Origin of the sequence: Vibrio sp. ED002 (assembly GCF_023277445.1) — a bacterium.
Taxonomy (GTDB): domain Bacteria; phylum Pseudomonadota; class Gammaproteobacteria; order Enterobacterales; family Vibrionaceae; genus Vibrio; species Vibrio jasicida.
The window spans coordinates 356,585-377,817 of sequence record NZ_CP080238.1; the positions used below are offsets into that span (position 1 = coordinate 356,585).

20 protein-coding genes, 1 pseudogene and 1 riboswitch are annotated in these 21,233 nt (G+C 43.6%); of the genes and pseudogenes, 10 read left to right on the forward strand and 11 right to left on the reverse strand.

The annotated features are described in order from the left end of the window. Positions 1-76: 76 nt before the first annotated feature. Positions 77-208: pseudogene (locus tag ITG12_RS02085) on the forward strand (glutathione transferase); the annotation flags it as partial. A gap of 10 nt (positions 209-218) precedes the next feature. After that, the gene (gene thpR / locus ITG12_RS02090) at positions 219-740 is read left to right on the forward strand and encodes an RNA 2',3'-cyclic phosphodiesterase (protein WP_038878653.1); all 522 of its coding nucleotides are present in this window, start codon (positions 219-221) and stop codon (positions 738-740) included. 69 nt (positions 741-809) lie between these two features. On the opposite strand, the gene ITG12_RS02095 is transcribed toward thpR, so the two are convergent. After that, the gene (locus tag ITG12_RS02095) at positions 810-1,244 is read right to left on the reverse strand and encodes a MarR family transcriptional regulator (protein WP_038878650.1); all 435 of its coding nucleotides are present in this window, start codon (positions 1,242-1,244) and stop codon (positions 810-812) included. A 96-nt stretch (positions 1,245-1,340) separates the two neighbouring features. On the opposite strand from ITG12_RS02095, the gene ITG12_RS02100 reads away from it, so the two are divergent. After that, the gene (locus tag ITG12_RS02100; RefSeq protein WP_038872358.1) at positions 1,341-1,835 is read left to right on the forward strand and encodes a DUF2798 domain-containing protein; all 495 of its coding nucleotides are present in this window, start codon (positions 1,341-1,343) and stop codon (positions 1,833-1,835) included. A gap of 20 nt (positions 1,836-1,855) precedes the next feature. Next, positions 1,856-2,155 (forward strand): DUF3861 domain-containing protein, encoded by a 300-nt coding sequence (locus ITG12_RS02105; RefSeq protein WP_020197642.1) that lies wholly within the window; start codon positions 1,856-1,858, stop codon positions 2,153-2,155. Between the two features lie 92 nt (positions 2,156-2,247). Here ITG12_RS02105 and ITG12_RS02110 read toward each other — a convergent pair whose 3' ends face one another. Continuing rightward, positions 2,248-3,726 carry a carboxypeptidase M32 gene (locus ITG12_RS02110; protein WP_038878647.1) on the reverse strand — a complete coding sequence of 493 codons (1,479 nt, stop codon included), beginning with the start codon at positions 3,724-3,726 and terminating at the stop codon, positions 2,248-2,250. A 364-nt stretch (positions 3,727-4,090) separates the two neighbouring features. On the opposite strand from ITG12_RS02110, the gene ITG12_RS02115 reads away from it, so the two are divergent. Both ITG12_RS02115 and ITG12_RS02120 read left to right on the forward strand, forming a co-directional pair. Beyond that, positions 4,091-4,726 carry a LysE family translocator gene (locus ITG12_RS02115; protein ID WP_038878644.1) on the forward strand — a complete coding sequence of 212 codons (636 nt, stop codon included), beginning with the start codon at positions 4,091-4,093 and terminating at the stop codon, positions 4,724-4,726. After that, complete coding sequence (locus ITG12_RS02120) at positions 4,726-5,292, forward strand: hypothetical protein (protein ID WP_038878640.1); 567 nt, start codon at positions 4,726-4,728, stop codon at positions 5,290-5,292. Before ITG12_RS02115 ends, ITG12_RS02120 begins: the two co-directional genes overlap by 1 nt. Positions 5,293-5,361: 69 nt before the next feature. Here ITG12_RS02120 and ITG12_RS02125 read toward each other — a convergent pair whose 3' ends face one another. The 6 genes from ITG12_RS02125 to ITG12_RS02150 all read right to left on the reverse strand — a co-directional run bounded on the left by ITG12_RS02125 (position 5,362) and on the right by ITG12_RS02150 (position 12,971). Next, complete coding sequence (locus ITG12_RS02125; RefSeq protein WP_038878639.1) at positions 5,362-6,831, reverse strand: aerolysin family beta-barrel pore-forming toxin; 1,470 nt, start codon at positions 6,829-6,831, stop codon at positions 5,362-5,364. A 284-nt stretch (positions 6,832-7,115) separates the two neighbouring features. Further along, a complete protein-coding gene (locus ITG12_RS02130; protein WP_038878638.1) occupies positions 7,116-7,784 on the reverse strand; it encodes a ParA family protein in 669 nt (222 codons plus the stop codon). A 177-nt stretch (positions 7,785-7,961) separates the two neighbouring features. Beyond that, positions 7,962-9,434 (reverse strand): aerolysin family beta-barrel pore-forming toxin, encoded by a 1,473-nt coding sequence (locus ITG12_RS02135; protein ID WP_038878636.1) that lies wholly within the window; start codon positions 9,432-9,434, stop codon positions 7,962-7,964. Between the two features lie 498 nt (positions 9,435-9,932). Next, positions 9,933-10,394, reverse strand: a complete 462-nt coding sequence (locus ITG12_RS02140) for a hypothetical protein (protein ID WP_038872374.1) — start codon at positions 10,392-10,394, stop codon at positions 9,933-9,935. Next, complete coding sequence (locus ITG12_RS02145; RefSeq protein WP_038872473.1) at positions 10,391-11,140, reverse strand: winged helix-turn-helix domain-containing protein; 750 nt, start codon at positions 11,138-11,140, stop codon at positions 10,391-10,393. The genes ITG12_RS02140 and ITG12_RS02145 overlap by 4 nt, the downstream gene beginning before the upstream one ends. A 454-nt stretch (positions 11,141-11,594) precedes the next feature. After that, entirely contained in the window at positions 11,595-12,971 is a 1,377-nt protein-coding gene (locus tag ITG12_RS02150; protein ID WP_038878634.1) for a sodium:alanine symporter family protein, read from the reverse strand. A gap of 117 nt (positions 12,972-13,088) precedes the next feature. Further along, positions 13,089-13,190: riboswitch (glycine riboswitch) on the reverse strand. Between the two features lie 530 nt (positions 13,191-13,720). On the opposite strand from ITG12_RS02150, the gene ITG12_RS02155 reads away from it, so the two are divergent. After that, a complete protein-coding gene (locus tag ITG12_RS02155) occupies positions 13,721-13,879 on the forward strand; it encodes a hypothetical protein (RefSeq protein WP_010447828.1) in 159 nt (52 codons plus the stop codon). Positions 13,880-13,911: 32 nt separating this feature from the next. Next, on the forward strand, positions 13,912-14,646 hold the full coding sequence (locus ITG12_RS02160; RefSeq protein WP_038878632.1) for a hypothetical protein: 735 nt from the start codon (positions 13,912-13,914) through the stop codon (positions 14,644-14,646). Positions 14,647-14,723: 77 nt separating this feature from the next. Here ITG12_RS02160 and ITG12_RS02165 read toward each other — a convergent pair whose 3' ends face one another. Next, on the reverse strand, positions 14,724-15,107 hold the full coding sequence (locus tag ITG12_RS02165) for a hypothetical protein (RefSeq protein ID WP_038872381.1): 384 nt from the start codon (positions 15,105-15,107) through the stop codon (positions 14,724-14,726). A 254-nt stretch (positions 15,108-15,361) separates the two neighbouring features. Continuing rightward, positions 15,362-16,081: a helix-turn-helix transcriptional regulator gene (locus ITG12_RS02170; RefSeq protein ID WP_227741136.1), complete on the reverse strand. Its 720-nt coding sequence runs from the start codon at positions 16,079-16,081 to the stop codon at positions 15,362-15,364. Between the two features lie 158 nt (positions 16,082-16,239). Here ITG12_RS02170 and ITG12_RS02175 point away from each other — a divergent pair, with 158 nt between their 5' ends. Beyond that, complete coding sequence (locus tag ITG12_RS02175; protein ID WP_248873518.1) at positions 16,240-17,424, forward strand: MFS transporter; 1,185 nt, start codon at positions 16,240-16,242, stop codon at positions 17,422-17,424. A gap of 37 nt (positions 17,425-17,461) precedes the next feature. On the opposite strand, the gene ITG12_RS02180 is transcribed toward ITG12_RS02175, so the two are convergent. Continuing rightward, positions 17,462-19,399, reverse strand: coding sequence for an LTA synthase family protein (locus ITG12_RS02180; RefSeq protein WP_038878629.1), 1,938 nt, complete (start codon positions 19,397-19,399; stop codon positions 17,462-17,464). A 394-nt stretch (positions 19,400-19,793) separates the two neighbouring features. On the opposite strand from ITG12_RS02180, the gene cysS reads away from it, so the two are divergent. Next, complete coding sequence (gene cysS / locus ITG12_RS02185; RefSeq protein ID WP_038878627.1) at positions 19,794-21,167, forward strand: cysteine--tRNA ligase; 1,374 nt, start codon at positions 19,794-19,796, stop codon at positions 21,165-21,167. Positions 21,168-21,233: the final 66 nt, after the last annotated feature.

The following is a 21,233-nucleotide window of genomic DNA, read 5'->3' on the forward strand; positions in this document are numbered from 1 at the left end:
TAGCCCAGACGTTCGCTCTGGGCTTTCTTTTATCTGTCGATTCATTTCTGCTTGGTTGTTTGCCACAATAATGACACACAAGAGTGAAGGGGATTCGTTGTATCTTCTCGATCCTGATGGGCACAAATTAGAAATCCACAGTGGTGATTTGTACTCGCGATTAGAGAGCATAAAGCATCAGTCTTATGAAGGTTTAGAGTGGTTGTAGGAGCGTTTAAATGAGATTATTTTTCGCCCTCACGTTTGATAAAGGCAGTAAATCACAGCTCAAGCAGATCCAAGATAGGCTTCAACAGCATGAGATAGAAGGGCGCTATACTTGCGTCGATAATTTTCATATTACGTTGGCTTTTATCGGTGAATCGACAGAAGAAGAAACGCAGCGTCTTATTGATATTTTTCATCAACTTCGCAGTCGTTGTGAGCAGATTACCGTCGATCATCTAGGTTCATTTCGCCAAAGTGGCAGACAACTGGCGTGGTTGGGGATTAAAGATAATTTAGCGGTTACAACATTGCAAAACGAACTCATAGAGGCAATAGAACTGCATGGCTTTGTGACGGAGTCGCGTGACTATGTTCCTCACATCACACTTGCTCGCCATGTCGATCAACAAGCGTCACTTGATGCTGTCGAGATATCACCTTTACTACTTCCCATTTATTCTATCGCTCTAATGGAAAGCAAAACAGTTAATGGAAAACTCGTTTATCACGCGCTAGAAGAGGTGGTTTGCTAGTGCTTTCTATACCTCAGTTCAGCCAATAATCCATAATAGCTGAACTGATTTCTAAATGATTACCATTTTTTAGCTTGGCTTTTTCGACAGGTTTTCAGCCAGTTTCCCAGCGACAAGTTGGAACGCTTCTAGCTCTTCCTCAGACACATTTAACGTCATCTTTTGAAAGATCTCAGCATCGACGGCTTTGATATTCGATAACACTTCATTGCCTTTCTCGGTGGTCAACAAACACTGGCTACGTTTATCTTCTGGATTCGGTCTCTTCTCAATAAAGCCTTCTTCAATCAATGTCTTAATTAAGCGTGTGACTTGTGCTTTATCTCGGTTTAAGAAGTTCACCACATCCATTGCAGTACATGGTGACTGTTTGCTAATGATTTTTATCACCCGCACATGCATAGGCGCGATAGGGAGTTCTAGTTGCTCAATTTGCTCGTGCAGTTGACGCTTTAAGACGTGCACAAGATGGAACAGATTATCCAGCGATTTTGGATTCGACATGTAACACTCCAAACAAAAGTGGTTGACATTGTCAACCAAATAACTATAGTTGACATTATCAACTTAATTGAGGGTAACTTCAAGAGCGAGAATTGAATGACAGAATCCTTGACCATGTCGAATGAACTGACACAACCGGCGAAGACGCCACTGATTCATAAAATTGCTGTTGTATTAGGGATGATGACACTAATGGGAGGGACACTGACAGGCGTAATGACTTACATGAACGTAGGCTATTCCGATTCTTTCTTCAGCGATTGGCTGCACTCATTCTTAATGGCGATTGTCGTCCTTGTGCCAACGGGCATGGTGATGATGACGCTAATGACCAAACTGGTTGGCAAGTTATTTAGCCGAGCCAGTGAAAAGCAGAAAAACCTTGTCGTTGGTGTCTTTATGGCGCTGATTATGGAATCCGTTATGGCGTTTATCACCGCTGCTAACAACATAGGGTTTGAGGACGTATCCGTATTTGGATCTGCTTGGTTAAAAGGACTTTTCGCTGCGTTACCTGTAGCAATGGTGTTGATGACCATTACATCCATGACCATCAAACCAAAGATTGAACGCTTTCTAAAAAGCGAGTGAATATTGATTGGAGAAATGAGATGAGAAAAGATAACCACTACCGCATTACTATTGAAGAAGTAAACGTAGAAGAAGGCCGTGAAGCAAAAAGCTTGAGCTTTGAAGTCCAAGATCGCGAAGACATGCTCAATATCGTAGATAAGATCGGTCAAGGCAGCGGATTAGAACCTGCAGATGCGACACGCGTTGGTGTTGCCCTTCGTCTGCTTGGTCCTGTGATGATGAAAGATCGCAAGCATCCGTTATTCGCTGATTTCATGCCGCACTTCAGAAACTTCATGCAAAATATGAAGAGTACGGTGAAACGTAATCTAGCTTAATGATAAGCTTCTGGGCGCTTTGAGTAGACTCTAGCGCAAATAAATAGGCTGGTATTAAACCAGCCTTTTTTCGTGCGATGACTTGGCGAAAGTTATTTACCCAAGTATCGGCTTTTTAGATGTGCTTTGAAGTGCTTCGCATTTAACACTTCACCTGTTGCTTGCGTCACCAAATCATCGGTCGAGAACAGGCTACCTTTGCTCCAGATGTTGTCTGATAACCAAGTAAAGATTGGCGACAGATCGCCAGAGCGAATCGCGCCATCCACGTCCACGGTTTGCTGCATCGCTGCCATAAACTGTGCTGCGTACATCGCACCTAATGTGTATGACGGGAAGTAACCGAAGGCACCATCTGTCCAGTGGATGTCTTGCATACAACCATTCTTGAAGTTACCTTCAGTCGATAAACCCAAGTACTCTTTCATCTTCTCGTTCCACAGTTCTGGAACGTCTGTATGCTTGATCACGCCGTTCATTAGGTCGCGTTCAATCTCGTAACGTAAGATAACGTGAGCAGGGTATGTCAGTTCATCAGCATCGACACGGATGAAACCTTTTTCTACATGCGTGTAGATTTTTGACAAGTTATCTTGTGCAAACTCAGGGCCTTCAAAGTGATTAGAGGCCAGACGTGCTAAGTGTTCTACGAACGCTTGACTGCGACCCACTTGCATCTCGAAGAACAGCGATTGAGATTCATGAATACCCATTGAACGAGCTTCACCAGCCGTGGTGCCTGCTAGCGATTTAGGTAAACCTTGTTCGTAACGCGCGTGACCTGTTTCATGCACAATACCCATCAAAGATTGCACGAACTCTGTTTCATCGTAGCGGGTGGTAATGCGAACATCTGTTGGCACACCGCCGCAGAACGGGTGAACACTCTCATCAAGGCGGCCATGTTCGAAGTCGAATTGAAGCAGCTTCATGACTTCCAGACCCAAGGCTTTTTGTTTCTCTGCTGGGTAGTGACCGTTTGGAAGCAGAATGTTGCTCGCTTTTTGCTTTTCGATGGCTTCATCAATCATTGATGGCAACCACGTTTTTACGTCTGCAAATAGCACGTCTAAAGATGCTGATGTTGTGCCTGGCTCGTACAATTCCAACATCGCATCGTAAGGTGATGTACCAGTCGCTTCTGCGCGAATTTGTGCTTCTTCTTGCGACAGCTTAACCACTTCAGCCCAGTTCTTTTCGAAGCCAGCCCAGTCGTCATTGCCACGTTGGGTACGCCAAGCGTGCTCACATTTTGAGCCAGCTAGCGATTGTGCTTGAACCAAAGATTCAGGTAGCAGGTTCGCTTGCTGCCAATCGCGTTTCATTTCGCGAAGTACCGACTGGTCTTGTGCTGATAATGACTCTTCTTCTGCTTGAGCAAACAGATCACCTAGATGAGGTTGAGTCAAAAGAGAGTGAATATGAACCTCTAGTTCAGCCATCGCATTAGAGCGAGCTTCCGCACCGCCTGATGGCATTACGGCTGCCTGATCCCATCCTACGATTGCAGATAAATGGCCAAAGTTAGAGACTTTTTTTGAATGTTCGACGAGTTTTTGAAATGCGCTCATGTGACTACTCTTTGTTATGTTCTTTCCTTAAACGCCCCAAATGGGGTCCTTGAACGTGATGTTCGTATCTCTCGACACCGATGCAGAGCAAAATGCAGCATCAAGGTAATGTCGATAGAGAAGTGTGTCTAATTTACTATTTATTAACAAATAATGCAGGTCTATTGTGCACAAATTCAGGTACTTGTATAGATAACCGAGAGAAGGTTAACGATGTGAATTGTTGGCAATGATACGCAATGCATTTTAATGGACCTTGATATCGACACTCTGTGACTTTCAACGACTTAGATCACAAAAGTTGCTTGCGCATTAAACAGTTTGACGGTATTGATGTGTGATACTTAATCACTTATTAAAAAATATGGATATTTTGAATTTTGAGGCATTCCTGATTGCCATCACGATTTTGACGCTGACACCCGGATTGGATACTGCTTTGGTGATCCGCAATACCACTCGAGCAGGGCTTAAAGACGGTTGCACGACAAGTTTGGGGATTTGTTTTGGTTTGTTTGTGCATGCGTTTTTCTCTGCGGTCGGTATTTCTGCCGTTTTGGCACAGTCGGCAGAGCTGTTTCAGATGGTTAAAATGGTGGGCGCTGCTTATCTAATATGGCTGGGGTTGAGCAGTTTACGTGCATTGATGAAATCGAATGAGGGAATCTCGGTTTCTGAGCAAGCACACCAAGATTACAGTGGTAAACGTTCTTTTCGTGAAGGTTTTCTTTCTAACGTGTTAAACCCGAAAACCGCCGTATTCTATCTTGCGTTTCTTCCTCAATTTGTAAATCCAGAAGGATCGCCATTACTACAATCTATGATCATGGCTTCTATTCACTTTATGATCGCGATGGTTTGGCAATGTGGTTTGGCAGGTGCGCTCAATTCTGCGAAAAGTTTATTAAAAAATGCCAGCTTTATGAAATGGATGGAAGGAGCAACGGGTGCTGTATTAGTTGCCCTTGGGATTAAGCTACTTGTAGAAAAACCAGCATAATGCGCGTATTGATTCGACTGATTATTAGTTTTGTTGCTTTCCTATTTGCTGTCGGAGCGTTCGTGGCGTGGAAAACTATTCCCCAATTGCACTTTGTTGAGAAAGGAATGGAGTGGGATTGGCATTGGGAGTATTTCTTACCATTTTCCAATGGAATTCAAACCACACGCACACAAGACACAAAGCAGTTATTGCTTAGGCGAGTTTACTTGCAAGACGCGACCGCTGTTTTTGTAGGGACGACGTTAGACAACAAATTTGAAATCGATGTTGTGAATGAAGACGCTTGCGACCCTGAATCCAGCAAATGGGCGTCTGTTTCGGTTAATGGTCAACCGATGTCTCATGTGCCTATGCTGTGTGAAGCGTCGGGTGAAGGTTATATTTATCGATTTGTCGGTCCGAAGTTGAAATCTCTAGAATTTGGGATTGATGACCATTTCATCCGAGAAGACTTCCGCCTATGGCCGATTTCAGAGATAAAAGCCGACCAGTTCAAGCAACAGCATTCTACTTTTTTCAATAAACAGGGCGATAGTCAGGAACATCAATGGCTTCGTGATTAATTCATTTAGAGTTGACGTTTGATACTAAAAGAGACAAGTCATCCGCTTGTCTCTTTTTTTAGTTGTAGGTCAGTTTATGGGTTGAACCAACAAGCGAGCGGCGCAAAAGCCGAGTCGGTCTAAGACGCTTGAATCAAAATCTGTTACAACGCTGATATCACCAATTTGAAGGTGCTGAACGTGTGCGTTTTTATCCCAATTTAAAGGTGTATCTACGGCCAACTCACGACCTACATCTATCATTCCTATCTGCTGTGATTCGGCGTCAAAGAGCCCGGAAACATGAGAATAGTATGGCTGAAGTGTTGCGCCAGCCGCATACTGCATCAGGGGTAAGCCGTGATTGTGAATCGCCCAACTCCAGTCCCACCATTTCGTTTCTCCCGGAATGTAGCGATGATCCCATTGATAGCGGATGTTTTCTTTGAGCTCACTGGCGCGACCAAGCGTGAAAGTATGCGAGATTGTCGGTCTATCTTTTGGATGAGCATGCCAAGCATTACCACTGTAACGTAAGAACCCATCGAAATTGACTCGATAGCTGATGTCAGCTCGAAAACGAAACGGATAAGAGATTCTAGAATGTGAGAGCTCAATACGAATGGGGAGAATTGAGCGTGCAGGCACAGTGAGGTTTGCCTCTCTGGTCGCAGGGAGAGTACTGGTGCCAGAGGTTAAGTCGGAGAATGCCTGATTCCCTTTGACAATAAACCAAGGTGATGTGGTTCCAATGGTAGGCCATTGAAAAGAGGAGCTGATATGAACAGATTGTGCAAAAGCGGAGTTATCGGTTTTAGACCAAGTTGCGGTTTGCTCTACATCAAACTGAATGTGGATTTGTTTGGCTTGATCGAGAGTGTTGATCGCATAGGCTGTAATTGTGTGTGTTGAATCTTCCGTAGATTCAGTGATGTTGCCATGTGAAAAGTAATGAGGGTTGAGCTGGTAAGCAAAGTCGTTGGCGGTGATTTTAGTTTTTTCTGAGCATCGTTCACCGTTGCATGAGCCCGCGTTGTTTCCTTGTATTTCCCAGCCATCATGTACTTGATTGACAACCATGTCTTCGCCAACAAAATTGCCCCCGTTACCACTTAACCATGCGTAGCCAAGCGTATGCGCCAAATAACTCACTGGTCGAATAAAAAGCTCTTGATTGGAGACGAGTTCATACTCAATTTCAGCCTTACTCCCTTCCGCAATAGATATACCAAGGTGCTTTGGCAGTTCTGTATTTGGGTGAATAGGGTAACACCAAGTTTTATGGCTCGATTGTTCTGGTTTGATCTGGCCATGGTAGCCTGAGCCCATGATCGCCCAGCCGCTTTCGAGGCCCACAATGTCCCAGGTTTGCATGCGCGATAGAATGGCTGTTTTATGCTCTTGTGCTTCTTGGTAGGTAAGCTGACGATAGTCGGATCTACATTGATGATTTTCCAATTCGTCGATAACAAGCTGATCTGAATAGATTTTGGCTTGAGCAAAAGTGGATAAGAAGGAAAGCGCAAGCGTAATCGATAGTGGCGTACTGACGTGCAGCATAAATACAGTGTCCTTTATTTTAATGATTGAGTTCTAGTTAGCTTTTAGGCTCGTATTGCCCAAAAGCGGGCGTACTCTTTCATATAAAACAAGTCAAAAAACACTGAAAATAGTTGAAAAATAATTCTGTTATTTATCAATCTCTTGAGGTGATGAAAGTATTATTCTTATGAGGTTTTGAGTGCTTTAAAAGAAAAGCTTAAAGGTGTGAGGTTAAGTTAGTGTTGAACAATCCGTTATGATTACTCAACGTTAGTTTCATTTGCGCTTGGAGGTTCGAATCACTAGTTCAACCACTTAATGACGTTGTCCCACAGTTTTGGGTCAATGCATTTGGCATCCACGAGTTGTTTGTCCATGAAAGGTTGCTGATAGACGTGGGATTCACTCATGATACCGAGCGTTTTAAACTGACGGAAAAAGCGTAATAGCCGCATCACACGATCGAGCCGCTCATCTTGATGGACACAACGATTGATGACAAAGCCAATCTTAATCTGACGAGACTTAAAGATGTGTTTCTCGATAAGTGTATTGATGAACGGCAATGACGCATGCAAATCGATAGGCGATGGTTGCATGGGAATCACGATGTAGTCCACGTAACGCAAATAGCGCACTAAGTCGCTTTCTGAAAAGTTTGCAGGGGAATCTATCACAACGTAATCAGTGTTGGTGCTGACTTTCAACGTCACTGCGATGTTAGACAGGCTGCGCAGAGAAGGGTTATAGCTTTGATTTGGTAGTGCCTCAATGCTATTCGCCCAACTGTTAGTCGATTGTTGTTTGTCAAAATCGACCAGCTCTACCGTATGTCCGTTATGGATGAGTTTGCTTGCCAAGCTGGCAGAAAAGGTTGATTTACCAACACCACCCTTTAAATTTAAGACAATGATTTTTTTAGCTTTTGAATAAGCAATACTGGTTTGGCGTGGTTTTACTTGCGACAGCAAACGGTTATCCCCAATTTGAAAAACTTAGGCATTATGTCTGAATGGTTAGTTAAATTGGTTGGCATTCTATAAATCGATACTCTGCCGATGCTTATTCTCGTGCTCGTTTGATTAAAAAAGCCCGCGATGGGGAGTCGCGGGCAAAGTGTTAGCGATCTTTATTGTTGTTTTTGTGTGTTATTCTGCCGCGTGGATCGTCATCTCGGCGCTGCTGAACCCAAGAGCACTTAGCTCATCAGAATCAAAGTTGCTCGTGACTTCAATATCTCCAACACGTTGGGTGTTATTTTGAGATACATCATTTGCTGAACGCGCTTGAAGGCCAAGCGGTGTTGCTTTACCGATTTCGATTGTTCCTGCGTATTGTGACTCTGCGTAAAAATCACCAGACACGTAAGAATAGAACGGACGTAAACTTGCTCCAGTTGCATACTGCATGCTACTCAGTCCGGCTTCACGAATGGCCCAACTCCAATCCCACCATTTCACTTCACCTGGGATGTAACGATGATCCCATTGGTAGCGGATATCCGCAGATTTGTCGCTGCCGCGTCCCATCGTAAAGGTATGGCTACGATAAGGGCGGTTGTCTGGATGAGAGTGCCATGCATTACCACTCCAGCGTAAAAAGCCGTTAAAGTTTACGTCGTAGCTGATGTCTGCATTGAATCGGTAAGGGTAGGAGATAGTGGAACGATAAAGCTCGACACGCACAGGCAATTCGGAATTCGCGGGTACCATTGGGCGAGCTTGTAATGTGACTTGCTCGCTGGTGGATGCGCCATTGGAATTTGAGAAGCTTTGATTCGCTTCAAAAGTAATACTCAGTTTGGTATTGCCAACCAGTGGCCACTTAAATTCATTTTCTGTTTTAACCTGTTGAGCGAACCCATAGCTATTGGTTTTCGACCAGTTAGTTGATTCATCTAATTTAAGGTCGACAACGATCTGCTGTGGCGTGTTGCTGTAGTTTCGAGCTGTTGCAGAAATCGTTTTCACCAATTCTCGTTCGGATTCAATGACCTCTCCATGCCAAAAGTCTTTGTCATTCAGTGTGTAAGTAAAGTTATTGACCGTGATTCTGGACTTCTCTCCACAGCGGTAGCCACTACAAGACCCATTGTTATTACCTTGGATGACCCAGCTATCACCAACGCGGTCGACTTTCATGTCTTCACCCACGAACTGACTGTTATTGCCACCAACCCATGCATAGCCGAGGTAATGAGCGAGGTAACTTAAGGGACGAACGAAGTTGCTACGGTCGGTCACTAAATCGTATTGGACGTCGATTTCACCGCCTTCAGGTACGGCGTGTGCCGCGTATTTGGGGATTTCAGATTGCGCTTCATCTGGGTAACAGAAGGTTTTGCCATTCGGTAAATCTTGTTTGATTCTTCCGCTGTAACCCGGGCCCATGATCACCCAATCCCCTTTAAGTCCGGTAATTTGCCATTGACCCATACGTGATAGCAAGGCACTTTTTTGCTCTTCTGCCTCATATCGGTCGAGTGGACGATAACCGCTGCGACATACGTCCTCACCCAGCTGGTCTAGTACGATTTGGTCGGGGTAGATCTTTGCATATGCACCACTTGCGAAGGTAGAAAGGATAGCGGCGGACAATAAGCTAATGTTGATGTTTCGCATGAACGTTCCCTTATAACTGTATTTTTATTTGTGTTATGAGCCGCGATTTAGCGGACAGGCTTACTGTTCCATGCTGATAAGATTGATAGTACTGAAAATAGTTGAAATATTATTACCCATACAATCAGCTGGTTATGTTGTTTCATTTGTCATTTCTTAGTCGATGACATCGATTGCGTTTATATTTTCATGAAATGGAAAATGGATTGCACCAACCATTTTGAAATTAGAATAATTACTCATGATTAAGTGAAATAAACGAAAGGATAACTAAATTTGGATTTATACGTTTTTAACGTAATTGAGTTTATGATTTATATCAGATAAGACTAATTAAAGCGTTGGGGTTAAATAATGAAATCAGTAGAAAGTTCAATTAGAGTATTAGTAAATGGTAATTTCAGAAAAACTGTATTAGGAAAAATGAATTTAAAAGGCCAATAGTTGAGTGCTTTGTATCGAAATATTATCAATGAAGTGTACTTATTAAATTATCTATTACCGCTTAGCGAGAAGCTTTGTTCGTCCAGTCTGTTTATCTCTAATAAGAGAGAACACCTCATTTTGTAATAGAACTTCTATATCAAAATAGATAGGATCATCGTTTAATACTAGATAGGGTGAAAGAAATGAATCGTTCAAAGCAGGGCGGATTTCTTGTACGGAGAGTAGATTCATTTTACCAGAGACAGAAAGACTCGAATCGGAATAGGGTCTTGATTTGCCTTTAAAGCTAAGAATGATTGGGTTCGACATCGATTCATCTTGCAGCGATACAATATGAGTGATGATACGATGATTTACCCGCGTTAAGCCATCAATCCGCACGGTATGCTCATGAGGGAGAATATCAACCACGCTATGGTGATAGCGTCTATCTTCCATATCGTGATAGCAAGGTAGACTCCAAGCGCCAAGAAAGACCAAACATGAAAGGGCAATAGCGATAAACGGTTTCATCGGTTTTCCTCTGCAATGAATTGAGCGATTGTCTCTGAAGCTTGCTCAAACTGCGTTTGGGTATAGAACACATTGATCGATTTTCGTGTTTGTTTGTTTAACCAAGACATCTCAGAGAACTGGTCATTTTCTTCAATGTAAACGACACAAACGCACTGATGTTTCGTCAGCAATTTTCCAAGGCGAACCGATAACTGCGTATTAGGATCGGTGTAGACCTCGAGCATCCCGACAGAATGCTCCTTCAGCGCGTTGTTACGCTGTGGATGATTGTACTTACTGTGAAACTTACTCGCCCCAACCAAGCTCGCAGCAAACAAAATGCCAAGAGACAAGATGTAACACGCTAGGCTTTTGTAGTTCGATTCATGTTTGATAGTGGGAGTGAACGTTGGCGTGTCTTCCCGTATAGCTTCAGTTGTTTTAACGGAGGGAGTGACTGCGATTAAGCATTCGTTGAGCAGTACACCTTTGACTAATCGATACCCAATTTTCGGGACAGTAACAATTGGTGATTCTCTCACTCCCACTTTAACAAAGCCTTGTCTGAGAACACTGATACTTTTTGCTAATGACGTTTCACCGATATATTCGTTTCCCCACGCATATTGTACGATATCCTGTTTCTTAACGACTTCGGGGGATTGGTCGAGCAATAACGTGAGAATCTGTGACTCGCGATACCCAATTTTTATCGTAATATCACCATTAGAAAGCGTGTTTTTTATAGGGTTATATAAAATCATACGGTTATTTTTTTATTATAATGTTCAAGAGGTGAGAAGAATCTTCACATCTCATAGTATATGAATAAAGGTTACCAATTGGTGACTAAAATTTATTATCGCAATAACTGTCTATTGATAGAAGAAAACATAATCATAGTAAAACATCAACTCTATGCCATATTAATATTCTATTTAGTGATGTAGCTTCAGTGATGATGGATATAATTACACACAATTAATATGGTTTAGAGTTTGCTAAATAATGAGTCTTGATGGTTTTTAATAAAATATTGTCGTATATATCATTATATATTTAATTATTTGATAACTTGAAAGCGATTATTAGCCAGTTGGAGAGTAAAATAGATGATGGTAAATAAACCGTAAAGAGGATCGTCGGAGAGGTTAAATATAAAACTTGAGGATAAAAAAGCCCGCTGTGAACAGCGGGCTTAAAGTTTCTAACTCGTTTTTAGGCTTTTACAGCATCAAAATCATCTGTTTGAGAAGATGGCTTGAAGAACAGCTTCGTCTCTTCCAACACCACGTGGCGTAGAGCAATCAAACCAATCAGGTTAGGAATTGCCATCAGGCCGTTTACGATATCAGCCAGTAGCCAAATCATATCAAGGTGAAGGAACGCACCAGATGCCACCAAACCAACGAAAATCAGTTTGTATGGAAGCACAGCTTTGGTACCGAATAGGAACACAACGCAACGCTCACCGTAGTAGTTCCAACCAAGAATGGTGGTAAATGCGAAGAACATAAGACCGATAGACACCAGCATTGGGCCTAATGTTTCGGCGTTCAAACCAACGGCAAATGCGTGTGTTGTCATCGCTGCACCTGCAAGGTCACTTTGCCATGCACCCGTAAGGATCAAAGTAAGACCTGTCATGGTACAAATGATGATGGTATCGAAGAAGGTACCCGTCATTGAAATCAGACCTTGTTTAACACAAGAGTCCGTTTTCGCTGCTGCGGCTGCCATTGGCGCACTACCCAAACCTGATTCGTTTGAGAATACACCACGTGCGATACCAGATTGGATTGCCAGCATAATGCTTGCACCCAAGAAACCACCCGTTGCTGCGGTTGAAGTGAATGCAGACACCAACACTAACTCAACTGCGTTTAGCAATTGGTCTGCGTTCATGATGATCACACTCAAACACGCTAGCACATAAAATAGCGCCATTGCAGGAACCACTTTACCTGCTACGCTTGCAATCGACTTGATACCACCTAATGTAACGAAAGCCACCAGTAGTGTCAGGATGAAAGCTGACAGCCCGCGGTCTACACCGAGAGAAATCTCACTTGCATCAAGAATGGCATTCACTTGTGGGAAGGTGCCGATACCAAAACAGGCAACGCCCAATGCAAATACCGCGAACATGATAGCTAGCGCTTTCGAGCCAACACCATATTGCAGGTAGTACATAGGACCACCAATCATTTGGCCTTTGTCGTCAACACGACGGTATTTCACCGCAAGAAGACACTCAGCGTATTTGGTAGCCATTCCGAATAAAGCGGCAAGCCACATCCAGAATAGGGCACCAGGACCGCCGAGTTTGATTGCGGTTGCAACTCCAACGATGTTACCTGTACCGATTGTTGCAGATAGCGCTGTACATAACGCTGCAAAGCTAGAAACGTCACCCTGTTTATCAGATGACTTATCTTTACTGAATACCATCGCTAACGCAGTTGGTAGGTGCTTAAATTGGATCAAGCCTAAGCTAAAAGTGAAGTAAACACCGGTACCCACGAGCAATAGTAGCAGTGGTGGACCCCAGACAAAGTTATCAATGGTTTGAAGTAAAGATTGTAGGTCGTTCATGATTTCCCCTTAATAAAACAACTAATAAGGAGAAGAGGGAAAGGACGAGATCAAGGATCTCTAATAGAGCCAAGCTATTTAAAGTAGGCGGGAACGCCAAATAGTCAGGTTGTTACTTTCCACTCCTCTGTCCTTTTGCCTGAGAGTTTCACCCTACACAAATGTGTAAGACTTGCTCCTTCGGCGACCGATTTAACGGTTCTCTCCAGAGGTTCCTCCAACTACAGTCCCCGCTACCTAAGTAGCACCTGAAATAGTTAATTCTTCGGCGAGTTACGCTAACTAAATGTTAATATTTAGTTAATAACCACTCTCCTGCAGTCTTCATCGGAACATTTACTCAATAAAATGAGTAAAGGTTAGTTAATGATGCTGGTCATCATTAACGTGTGAACTCTATCATGTTTTTTTACCATTTCAACACCCAATTGCAGATTTATTTTCAACACATTATGCGGGTTGGAATAGCATCAAAGTCATAGTCGGACGATTCTTGAACGAAATGTTTTCCTAGCGAGGGCATTTAAGTGGCCAATGGCCGGCCAAGCCCCTATCAGTTTGTTCAATGTGGTATTGGTGAGGTGATGATAAGTTGTTCAAGATAGGAGATTAATTTGATCAAAACGGGAGCAATCACTTTAAAATCTACGCTATGTTGACCGTATGCCTCGTAGAAATAGGTTACAATGAATTTTTGCGAGACTGTCTATGGAATCAGATAGGTTCTCATTATTGGACAAGGAGGCAGTATGACCAGATTATTAGCCATTGCGGTATTGGTCGCGTTAGCATTCGTGTTATTTCGTTACCGTACCAATGAAAAAGTCCAAAAAGCGACCGTTATTACATTGATCGGTGCATTCTTAATTTATACCGCATCAATCATGATAGCGGAACTCACTCGCTAGCGAATCAAGTAGAGTCCTCGGAGTAAGATACAGTGACTTCTCAAAACAACATTGAAGATCAAGACGAAGTAGTCGTCATTGAGGAGCGCGATAAGCGTACTCATTTTTACATCGGTATTGCCGCTGTGCTAGGCCTCGCTTTTGGTGGTTTAGCCGGTTCTGTTCTAACGGCAAATAAATGGGAATCGACTTATCAAGTATTAGAAGCGAAATACCAAGCACTTGTGAATGACAAGTCTGACTTGGTGTCTCAAGTAAAAACACGTGAAGCAGGTTTAGATAAAGAAATCGACGCTAAAGTCGCTACTCTGCTAGCTGAGAAAGAAGAAACACACAAGGCTGAACTAAATGCGCTGCAAGAACAACTGACAGAAGTTGAAAAAGTGAACCTGTCTCTTGAAGCACAAGTGAAGCAGCAGATGGATAAGCTAAGCTCGACCAAAACGGAGAATGATAAGCTGAACCGTCAGGCTGACATGCAAGCTACGATGTTCGAGCGTTCGCGCGAAGTATTCAAAAAAGAAATGCAGATTTCACAAGATCTGGATGCCCTTGAGAAAGAGCGTAAATCGTTACTCCCTAAGATTGAAACGCTCAAGAAAGAGTGTGATGTTTTCTTAGAAGGTAAGTCGTGGGATGTAAAATCTGATGCTTGTGATAAGCACGACGAAGCAAATTCTCGCTTAAGCCAAATTGACCAGCTGATCGAGGTCCATAAAATGGATCTGAAACAAATTAAAGAGATTACCGAAGATATGGGGTTGTAAGACCGTATCGAGAATCTTGAAATTAAAAAAGGAGCTTAATGAGCTCCTTTTTTAATGCGCAGCTACCAAGGTAGCGATCAGATGCGAGACGCGTCGTAACCCGACGCCAGTAATAATTCACGCTCGTGCTTAATGAGCTTCGCACGATCTTCAATCAATTCATTCAGTGCTTGAGAAGGTTCGCCCGCGAGCGCTTTAAACGAATCAAAGGATTCAGCGGTCTCCACCTTATCAATCATCGCGCTGATCACGTTGCGTGCTTCACAAGGGTTACTCTCCGTTGTGAAGTATTCAACTTGTTTTGCCGCGGTTTTCATCTCTGTGAGCAGTTCAAGTGGGCTGCTTTCTTTTGCTACGGCCATGTAGTTATCAAGCACACGCTTCGCATACAACAATTCTTTCAGTGGAATATCTCGACCACTTACAATTAGCGACTCATTAAGGATCATACTTGAGCTCATTGGCATTCCTTTTTTATCAATAATTCAAACTTCTTGGGCATTGGCTTGAGTCTAATTTATTGAAGTCTGAATGGGAATGCCTAAAAAGCACATTATTAAACGTTTTTCTGATTATTTACGCCTTGTTAGTGAGTAAGTACGCAAATTGCGTGTTGGGTAGAATCTTCAGAAGATAGGTCAGTCAGGAGCTCTGAGTGTTCGATTGTTTTCTGAGTGCATCAAATGTGGGTGTTATCTGTTCTCAATATTCAACACTAATTCATGAAGAAGCGACCCGGCGTCACCCCAAAGCTATGTTTGAATAGATGATTAAAAGCACTCACGCTGGTAAAGCCACACTCCGGTGCCACGGTGGTGACCGGGAGGTTTTGCGCCAACAACGTCAGAGAGAGGAACAACCTTGCTTGTTGACGATACTCGATGAAAGACATGCTAACTTCATTGCGAAACAAACGGCTCAAAGTGCGGCTGCTGACGTTAATTTCCTCTGCCCATTGTTTTAATGAACGATTATCCGCAGGCTCATCCAACAGTGAGTTACAAACCTGCCCAAGTTTGGCATTGTTGGGAAGAGGGATTTGAATGGACGCTTGCGGCGCGACTTTCAACTGATCCAACAAAACCAGAACAATACGCCAATACGGCTCTGTGCTGGCTTGGTCGGCCGGTTGCTCAGAAAGGTGAATGATCATCTCACGCAGCATTGGTGACACGTTGAGAACATCACTCTGGTTTGGCAGCTCAGTATCGATACTTGGTAACAAGTAGACGTTTTTCATTGCCGCATCGCCATACATATACACCTTGTGGCTCTCATGCGCCGGGATCCACACCGCTCTTTGAGGCGGAACCACCCATAGCTGAGATTCTGTCTCGACCGCCATCACACCACTGCTGGCGTAAACCAATTGGTTGTGTTGATGGCAATGCCAATCAATGACGTGCCCATCGGGGTAGTGCTTGGGAGTGACCACCGCTTCTTAGAGATTGATGCTGGCGTCCAGACTGATGGCTTTGATGTTCTGGCTCATTTGAGCAATAACCTGTCTTGATAGAATCTATACGCCAAATGCTAGCCAGATAAACTGAGCTTGTCATTAGTTAGCTTTCCTTTATTTGGTTTGGAGTCGAGATGAACCGTTCCTTTCACGCAGGTGTCCTCAATGTGGGGCATGCGCTCAATCATTACTTCTTGCTCATCTTTCCTTCTATTGTACTAACGCTGCATAAAGAATGGGACATGAGTTACGCAGCGCTGCTCCAAGTGGGGAGCGTAGCCATGTTGGTTTATGGCGTTATGTCCCTGCCAGCTGGTTGGCTGGCGGATCGTTGGAGCCGAAAAGGCATGATGACCGTTTTCTACTTTGGGATGGGCACCTCTGCATTATTTACTGCTCTTGCGCAAACGCCATGGCAAATGGGGCTGGGGCTTTGTGCCATAGCCTTGTTTGCGGCGATTTATCATCCCGTCGGTATTGCACTTATCTTTAGCTCTGCAAACAAAACAGGCAGGGCTATCGCAGTAAATGGACTAGCAGGTAACTTGGGTTTGGCGTTTGCTTCAATGGGAACCGCTTTGTTGTGCCAACGGTTCTCTTGGCAAGCCGCATTTTATGTTCCAGGCCTTGTGTGTTTATTAACTGGTATTGTGTACTGGTATGCATCGAAAGGTGTTACTGATATCGAACATGCGAAAAGTAGACGTGACGACGTAACGATGCCTTTGCGACAACTCAAAGTGCTGTTCGCTTGTGCTGCGGTGGTTGTCTTCTTTGGTGGTTTGGTCTTTCAATCTACGACGACCTCGTTACCTAAAATTATGGATGCACAATTTAGCCAATCATTGAGCCTTTCAAGCACGTTAACCACATCGATTTTTGTTTGTGCTGCGTTTATTCAGCTTGTTGTGGGTGAGTTGCTCGATCGCGTTGATATCAAGAGGCTGCTCGCCTGTATTGCTGGTGGGCAACTGTTATTCCTCCTATTAGCGACGGTTACTCATGAATGGTCATTGGTTCTTGTGTTTGTTGGTTTGATGCTGTGTACATACGCGCAAATACCAGTGAATGATTGGCTTATTGGCCGTTATTCCGATGTGAAATGGCGCTCCAGAATCTACGCCGTTAAGTACACATTAAGCTTTAGTACTGGACCTATCGCGTATTGGCTTATCACAGCGACTTATGCTCATACACAAGAGTTTGTATTGATGTATTTCATCCTCGCTGGTGGGATGGGGATAGCACTGTTGAGCGCAACGTTAATGCCTTCGTCAAGCAAAAGAAAAACGGCTAGCACCACACTAGTGAAACAGTGAAGCAAAAAGGAGCGCATGTTGCGCTCCTTATCTTTATCTAGTTAGTTACTTTAGAAGAGTACCAGTCGTTTTGATAAGCCTTAGAGGCAAACAAAGCGTTGGCCTTAGCGCGTTCAACGATAGCTGGGTCCACTTCGATAGGCTTCATGGTTTGGTTATCGAAGTTGTACTGCATGGTCGATACCTTTTCGCCCGGCGAGAACACAACGAGGTTATCTCGGGTTAAGTAACCAAAGTTCTTGTCGTATTGCATCATGGCACGTTCGTCTTTGCGTGCCAGAGGCTTAGTAAGATCACGGCCAATCATCGGTGTTTTCGCATCCACACCAATCAAAGAAAGCAGCGTAGGTGGCATATCTAGGTTATTAGCAATACGGTCGTCTTTACGTGGCTTAATGTCTTTACCAAGAATCAATGCAGGGATGTGGAAGTGTTTTACAGGCACTAAGTTAGCACCGGATACACGGGCATCGTGGTCTGCAATGATGATGAAGATCGTGTCATCCCAGTAAGACGATTTCTTGGCTTTATCAAAGAAAGTACCAATTGCGTAATCCGAATACTTCACCGCGTTATTGCGTGTCATGTATTCAGAGTCGTAAGGCTCGATTTTTCCTTCTGGATATTCGTATGGGCTGTGGTTACTTGAACTGAATACTAAGCTGAAAAAGGGCTTATCGGTCTTAGACAGGCGTTCAAATTCTTGGTCTGCTTTGGTGTACAGGTCTTCATCGCTCACCCCCCAAGATCCAACAAACTCTGGATTTTTGTAATCTTTCTCTTCAATGATTTGATCAAAACCATTGCCGAAAAAGAAGGTCTTCATGTTGTCAAAGTTTGCTTCGCCACCATAAATAAACTCGGTGTGGTAGCCGTTGGCTTTCAAAAGGTCTGCGATAGTAAAGAAGTTCGTTTGGCTTTTGCTTAGTTTTACAACTGCACGTGATGGTGATGGTGGGAAGCCTGTCGTTACTGCTTCAATACCACGAACAGAGCGAGTTCCTGTTGCGTATAGCTGTGTAAAGTTCCAACCTTCAGCCATAAGCTTGTCTACATTGGGCGTGAGTGGTAATCCTCCTAGTTCTCCGACAAACTGAGCACCTAGGCTTTCTTGTAGCAAGATGACTAAGTTCTTTGGTTTACCTTGATAGGTCGCTTCATTGCTGTTCATTGTAGGAAGAACTGAAGGATCAAAGTTTGATTTCGCGGAAGAGGAGCGCACAAGTTCTAGCATCTTCTGGTTATCCATTTTTCCATAGAACTGCTCTGCGCTTCTCTCTGACTTCATGTTGTTGACAGCAAACAAGAGAGAGTAAGAAGAATTTAGTGTGAGATCGTTCATCAACGGGTCGTTAGAAAACGCTACCATTGCGGGGTTTAGAGGGCGATGACCCAAAGAAGAACGCGCACCCGCGATACCAACCAAAACGACAAGAATGGCAAGGATAGGTCGCCATTTCCAGCTTACTTGCTTCGCGTTGTCGGTTAGTTTCTTGCTCCATTTCCAACCAAGGAAAAGGGTAATTGCCGTGCCTACAGCACCAATGAACAGCTCTAATTTGTAGCCAGTCCAAAGCATGCTGAACACTTCTTTTGGATAAATTAGGTATTCAACAAATAATCGATTTGGGCGTAGGTCGTACTCTTGAATAAAGGGTGCGGTTGCCAATTCCATGTAAACAATGATCCATAAACCTGCGACCATCCAGCAACGTAATACCCATTTCCAGCATTCGCCGACCTTTCCTTGTACAGGTAATAGCGAAGAAAGTAAGCCCGGAAGGATGAATAACCAACAGATGGTGGCAAAGTCTACGCGTAGGCCCTGACCAAGAATATAAATAAGGTCGTTAAAAGATTCGATTCGGTCAGAAAGCCAAATGGCAAGTAAAATCCGCGAAACGGAAAGAAAAGCAAGCGAAAATAGCGCAAATACAGCGATGGGCTGCAAAGGCCCAAACGTGGGCTTCTTCATAAATATTCCCTAATTTACTGATGTAACTGATTTTTATGGTGTGTCTTTTATCAAATAAAACGTGAAGTAAGCGTGAAATATAAGGTTTATTTATAAATTTAATTGTAATGATTGGTACGGCTTTGTAAGAGAGGGTAATGCCAGACGGCGTACGTAGTTCAGTCTGTTGTCGTAAAGTGCGTGATAATTACAAGCTTGATTTCTATGGATTTCTTATTTAGGGTATCTGTATGAACTATTTAGCGATTTCTATCTCAACGAACTGTTGTTGTTGCACTTCTAAAAATGTGCGGCGGCTTTCGTGTAGCTATTAGTTAGCAAAAGATCATACAGACATATTAAAGGCCGCCGATGTTTTCATCCGCGGCCTTTTTGCATTTAAAGGAATAACAATATGAGTCAGTCAAAATTACAATTATTCAATACATTGGGGCGCACCCTTGAGCCGTTCAACACCATTAAATCAGGTAAAGTCGGTTTGTATGCATGTGGTCCAACGGTGTATGACTACGCGCATGCAGGGAACTTGAGAACCTACCTTTTTGTTGATGTGTTAAGGCGCACGCTTGAGCTCAACGGTTACGACGTAAACCACGTTATGAACATCACGGATGTTGGGCACTTGGTGTCAGACGCGGATACCGGTGAAGATAAAATGGAGAAGGGTGCGAGAAAACAGAATAAGTCTGCTTGGGAGATCGCAAAGTATTTTGAAGATGCGTTTTTAGATGATCTTACTAGCCTCAACATCACTCAGCCTTCCATCATTTGTCGCGCTACCGAGCACATACAAGAGCAGATAGAGTTCGTCCGAGAGCTTGAACAAAAGGGCTTTACCTATCAAACCTCCGATGGCGTTTATTTTGATTCGGCGAAGCTTCCGGATTATGGAAAACTTGCCAAACTGGACCGCGAGGGGTTAGAAGCGGGCATTCGCGTCGAAATGGCAGAGAAAAAGAGTCCAACCGATTTCGCACTCTGGAAGTTTAGCGGTGACACACCAAGACAAATGGAATGGGAAAGCTCTTGGGGAGTTGGCTTTCCGGGATGGCACATTGAATGTTCTGCGATGGCAGAGAAATACCTTGGGGAAGTGTTCGATATTCATGTTGGTGGGGAAGACCATATCCCAGTTCACCACACCAACGAAATTGCCCAATGCCAAGCAAAGAATGGCCACGTTCAAGCAAATTACTGGCTGCATGGCTTCTTCCTCCAATTGAATAAAGAGAAGATCTCTAAGTCCGGCACGTCACTTCGTCTTGATGCGTTAATCGAGAAAGGCTATGACCCGCTGGCTTACCGTTACTTGGTGCTGACCAGCCATTATCGCAGTCATTTGAACTTTACGTGGGAGAGCTTGGATGCCGCACAAACAGCTTTAAAGCGCCTGAAAACGAAAATGTCGGCATTACCAGAAGGTGGCAAAGTCGACCAAACATATATTGAGCGTTTTATGTCACTCATCAACAACGACTTAGCCATGCCACAAGCGATGGCATTAATGTGGGAGTTGCTTGGAAGTGCATTAAATGACGCGGATAAAAAAGCAACGGCACGCTACTTTGATCGTGTGTTTGGTTTGGATCTTGATAAGGTAGACGAAGAAGAAATTCCTCGTGAGATCTTGGAATTAGTAGAGTTGCGTTTGCAAATGAAAAAGCAGAAGGAATACCAACAAGCTGACGAAATCCGCCAGAAAGTCACCGAACTCGGCTATAGAATCAACGATGCTGGTGATAGCTCAACGGTAAGTAAACAAGGCTAGTAAGCCAGAAAACAAAAAGGCTCACTGCGATAATGAGCCTTTCTAATTGAAACGATAAACGTTCTC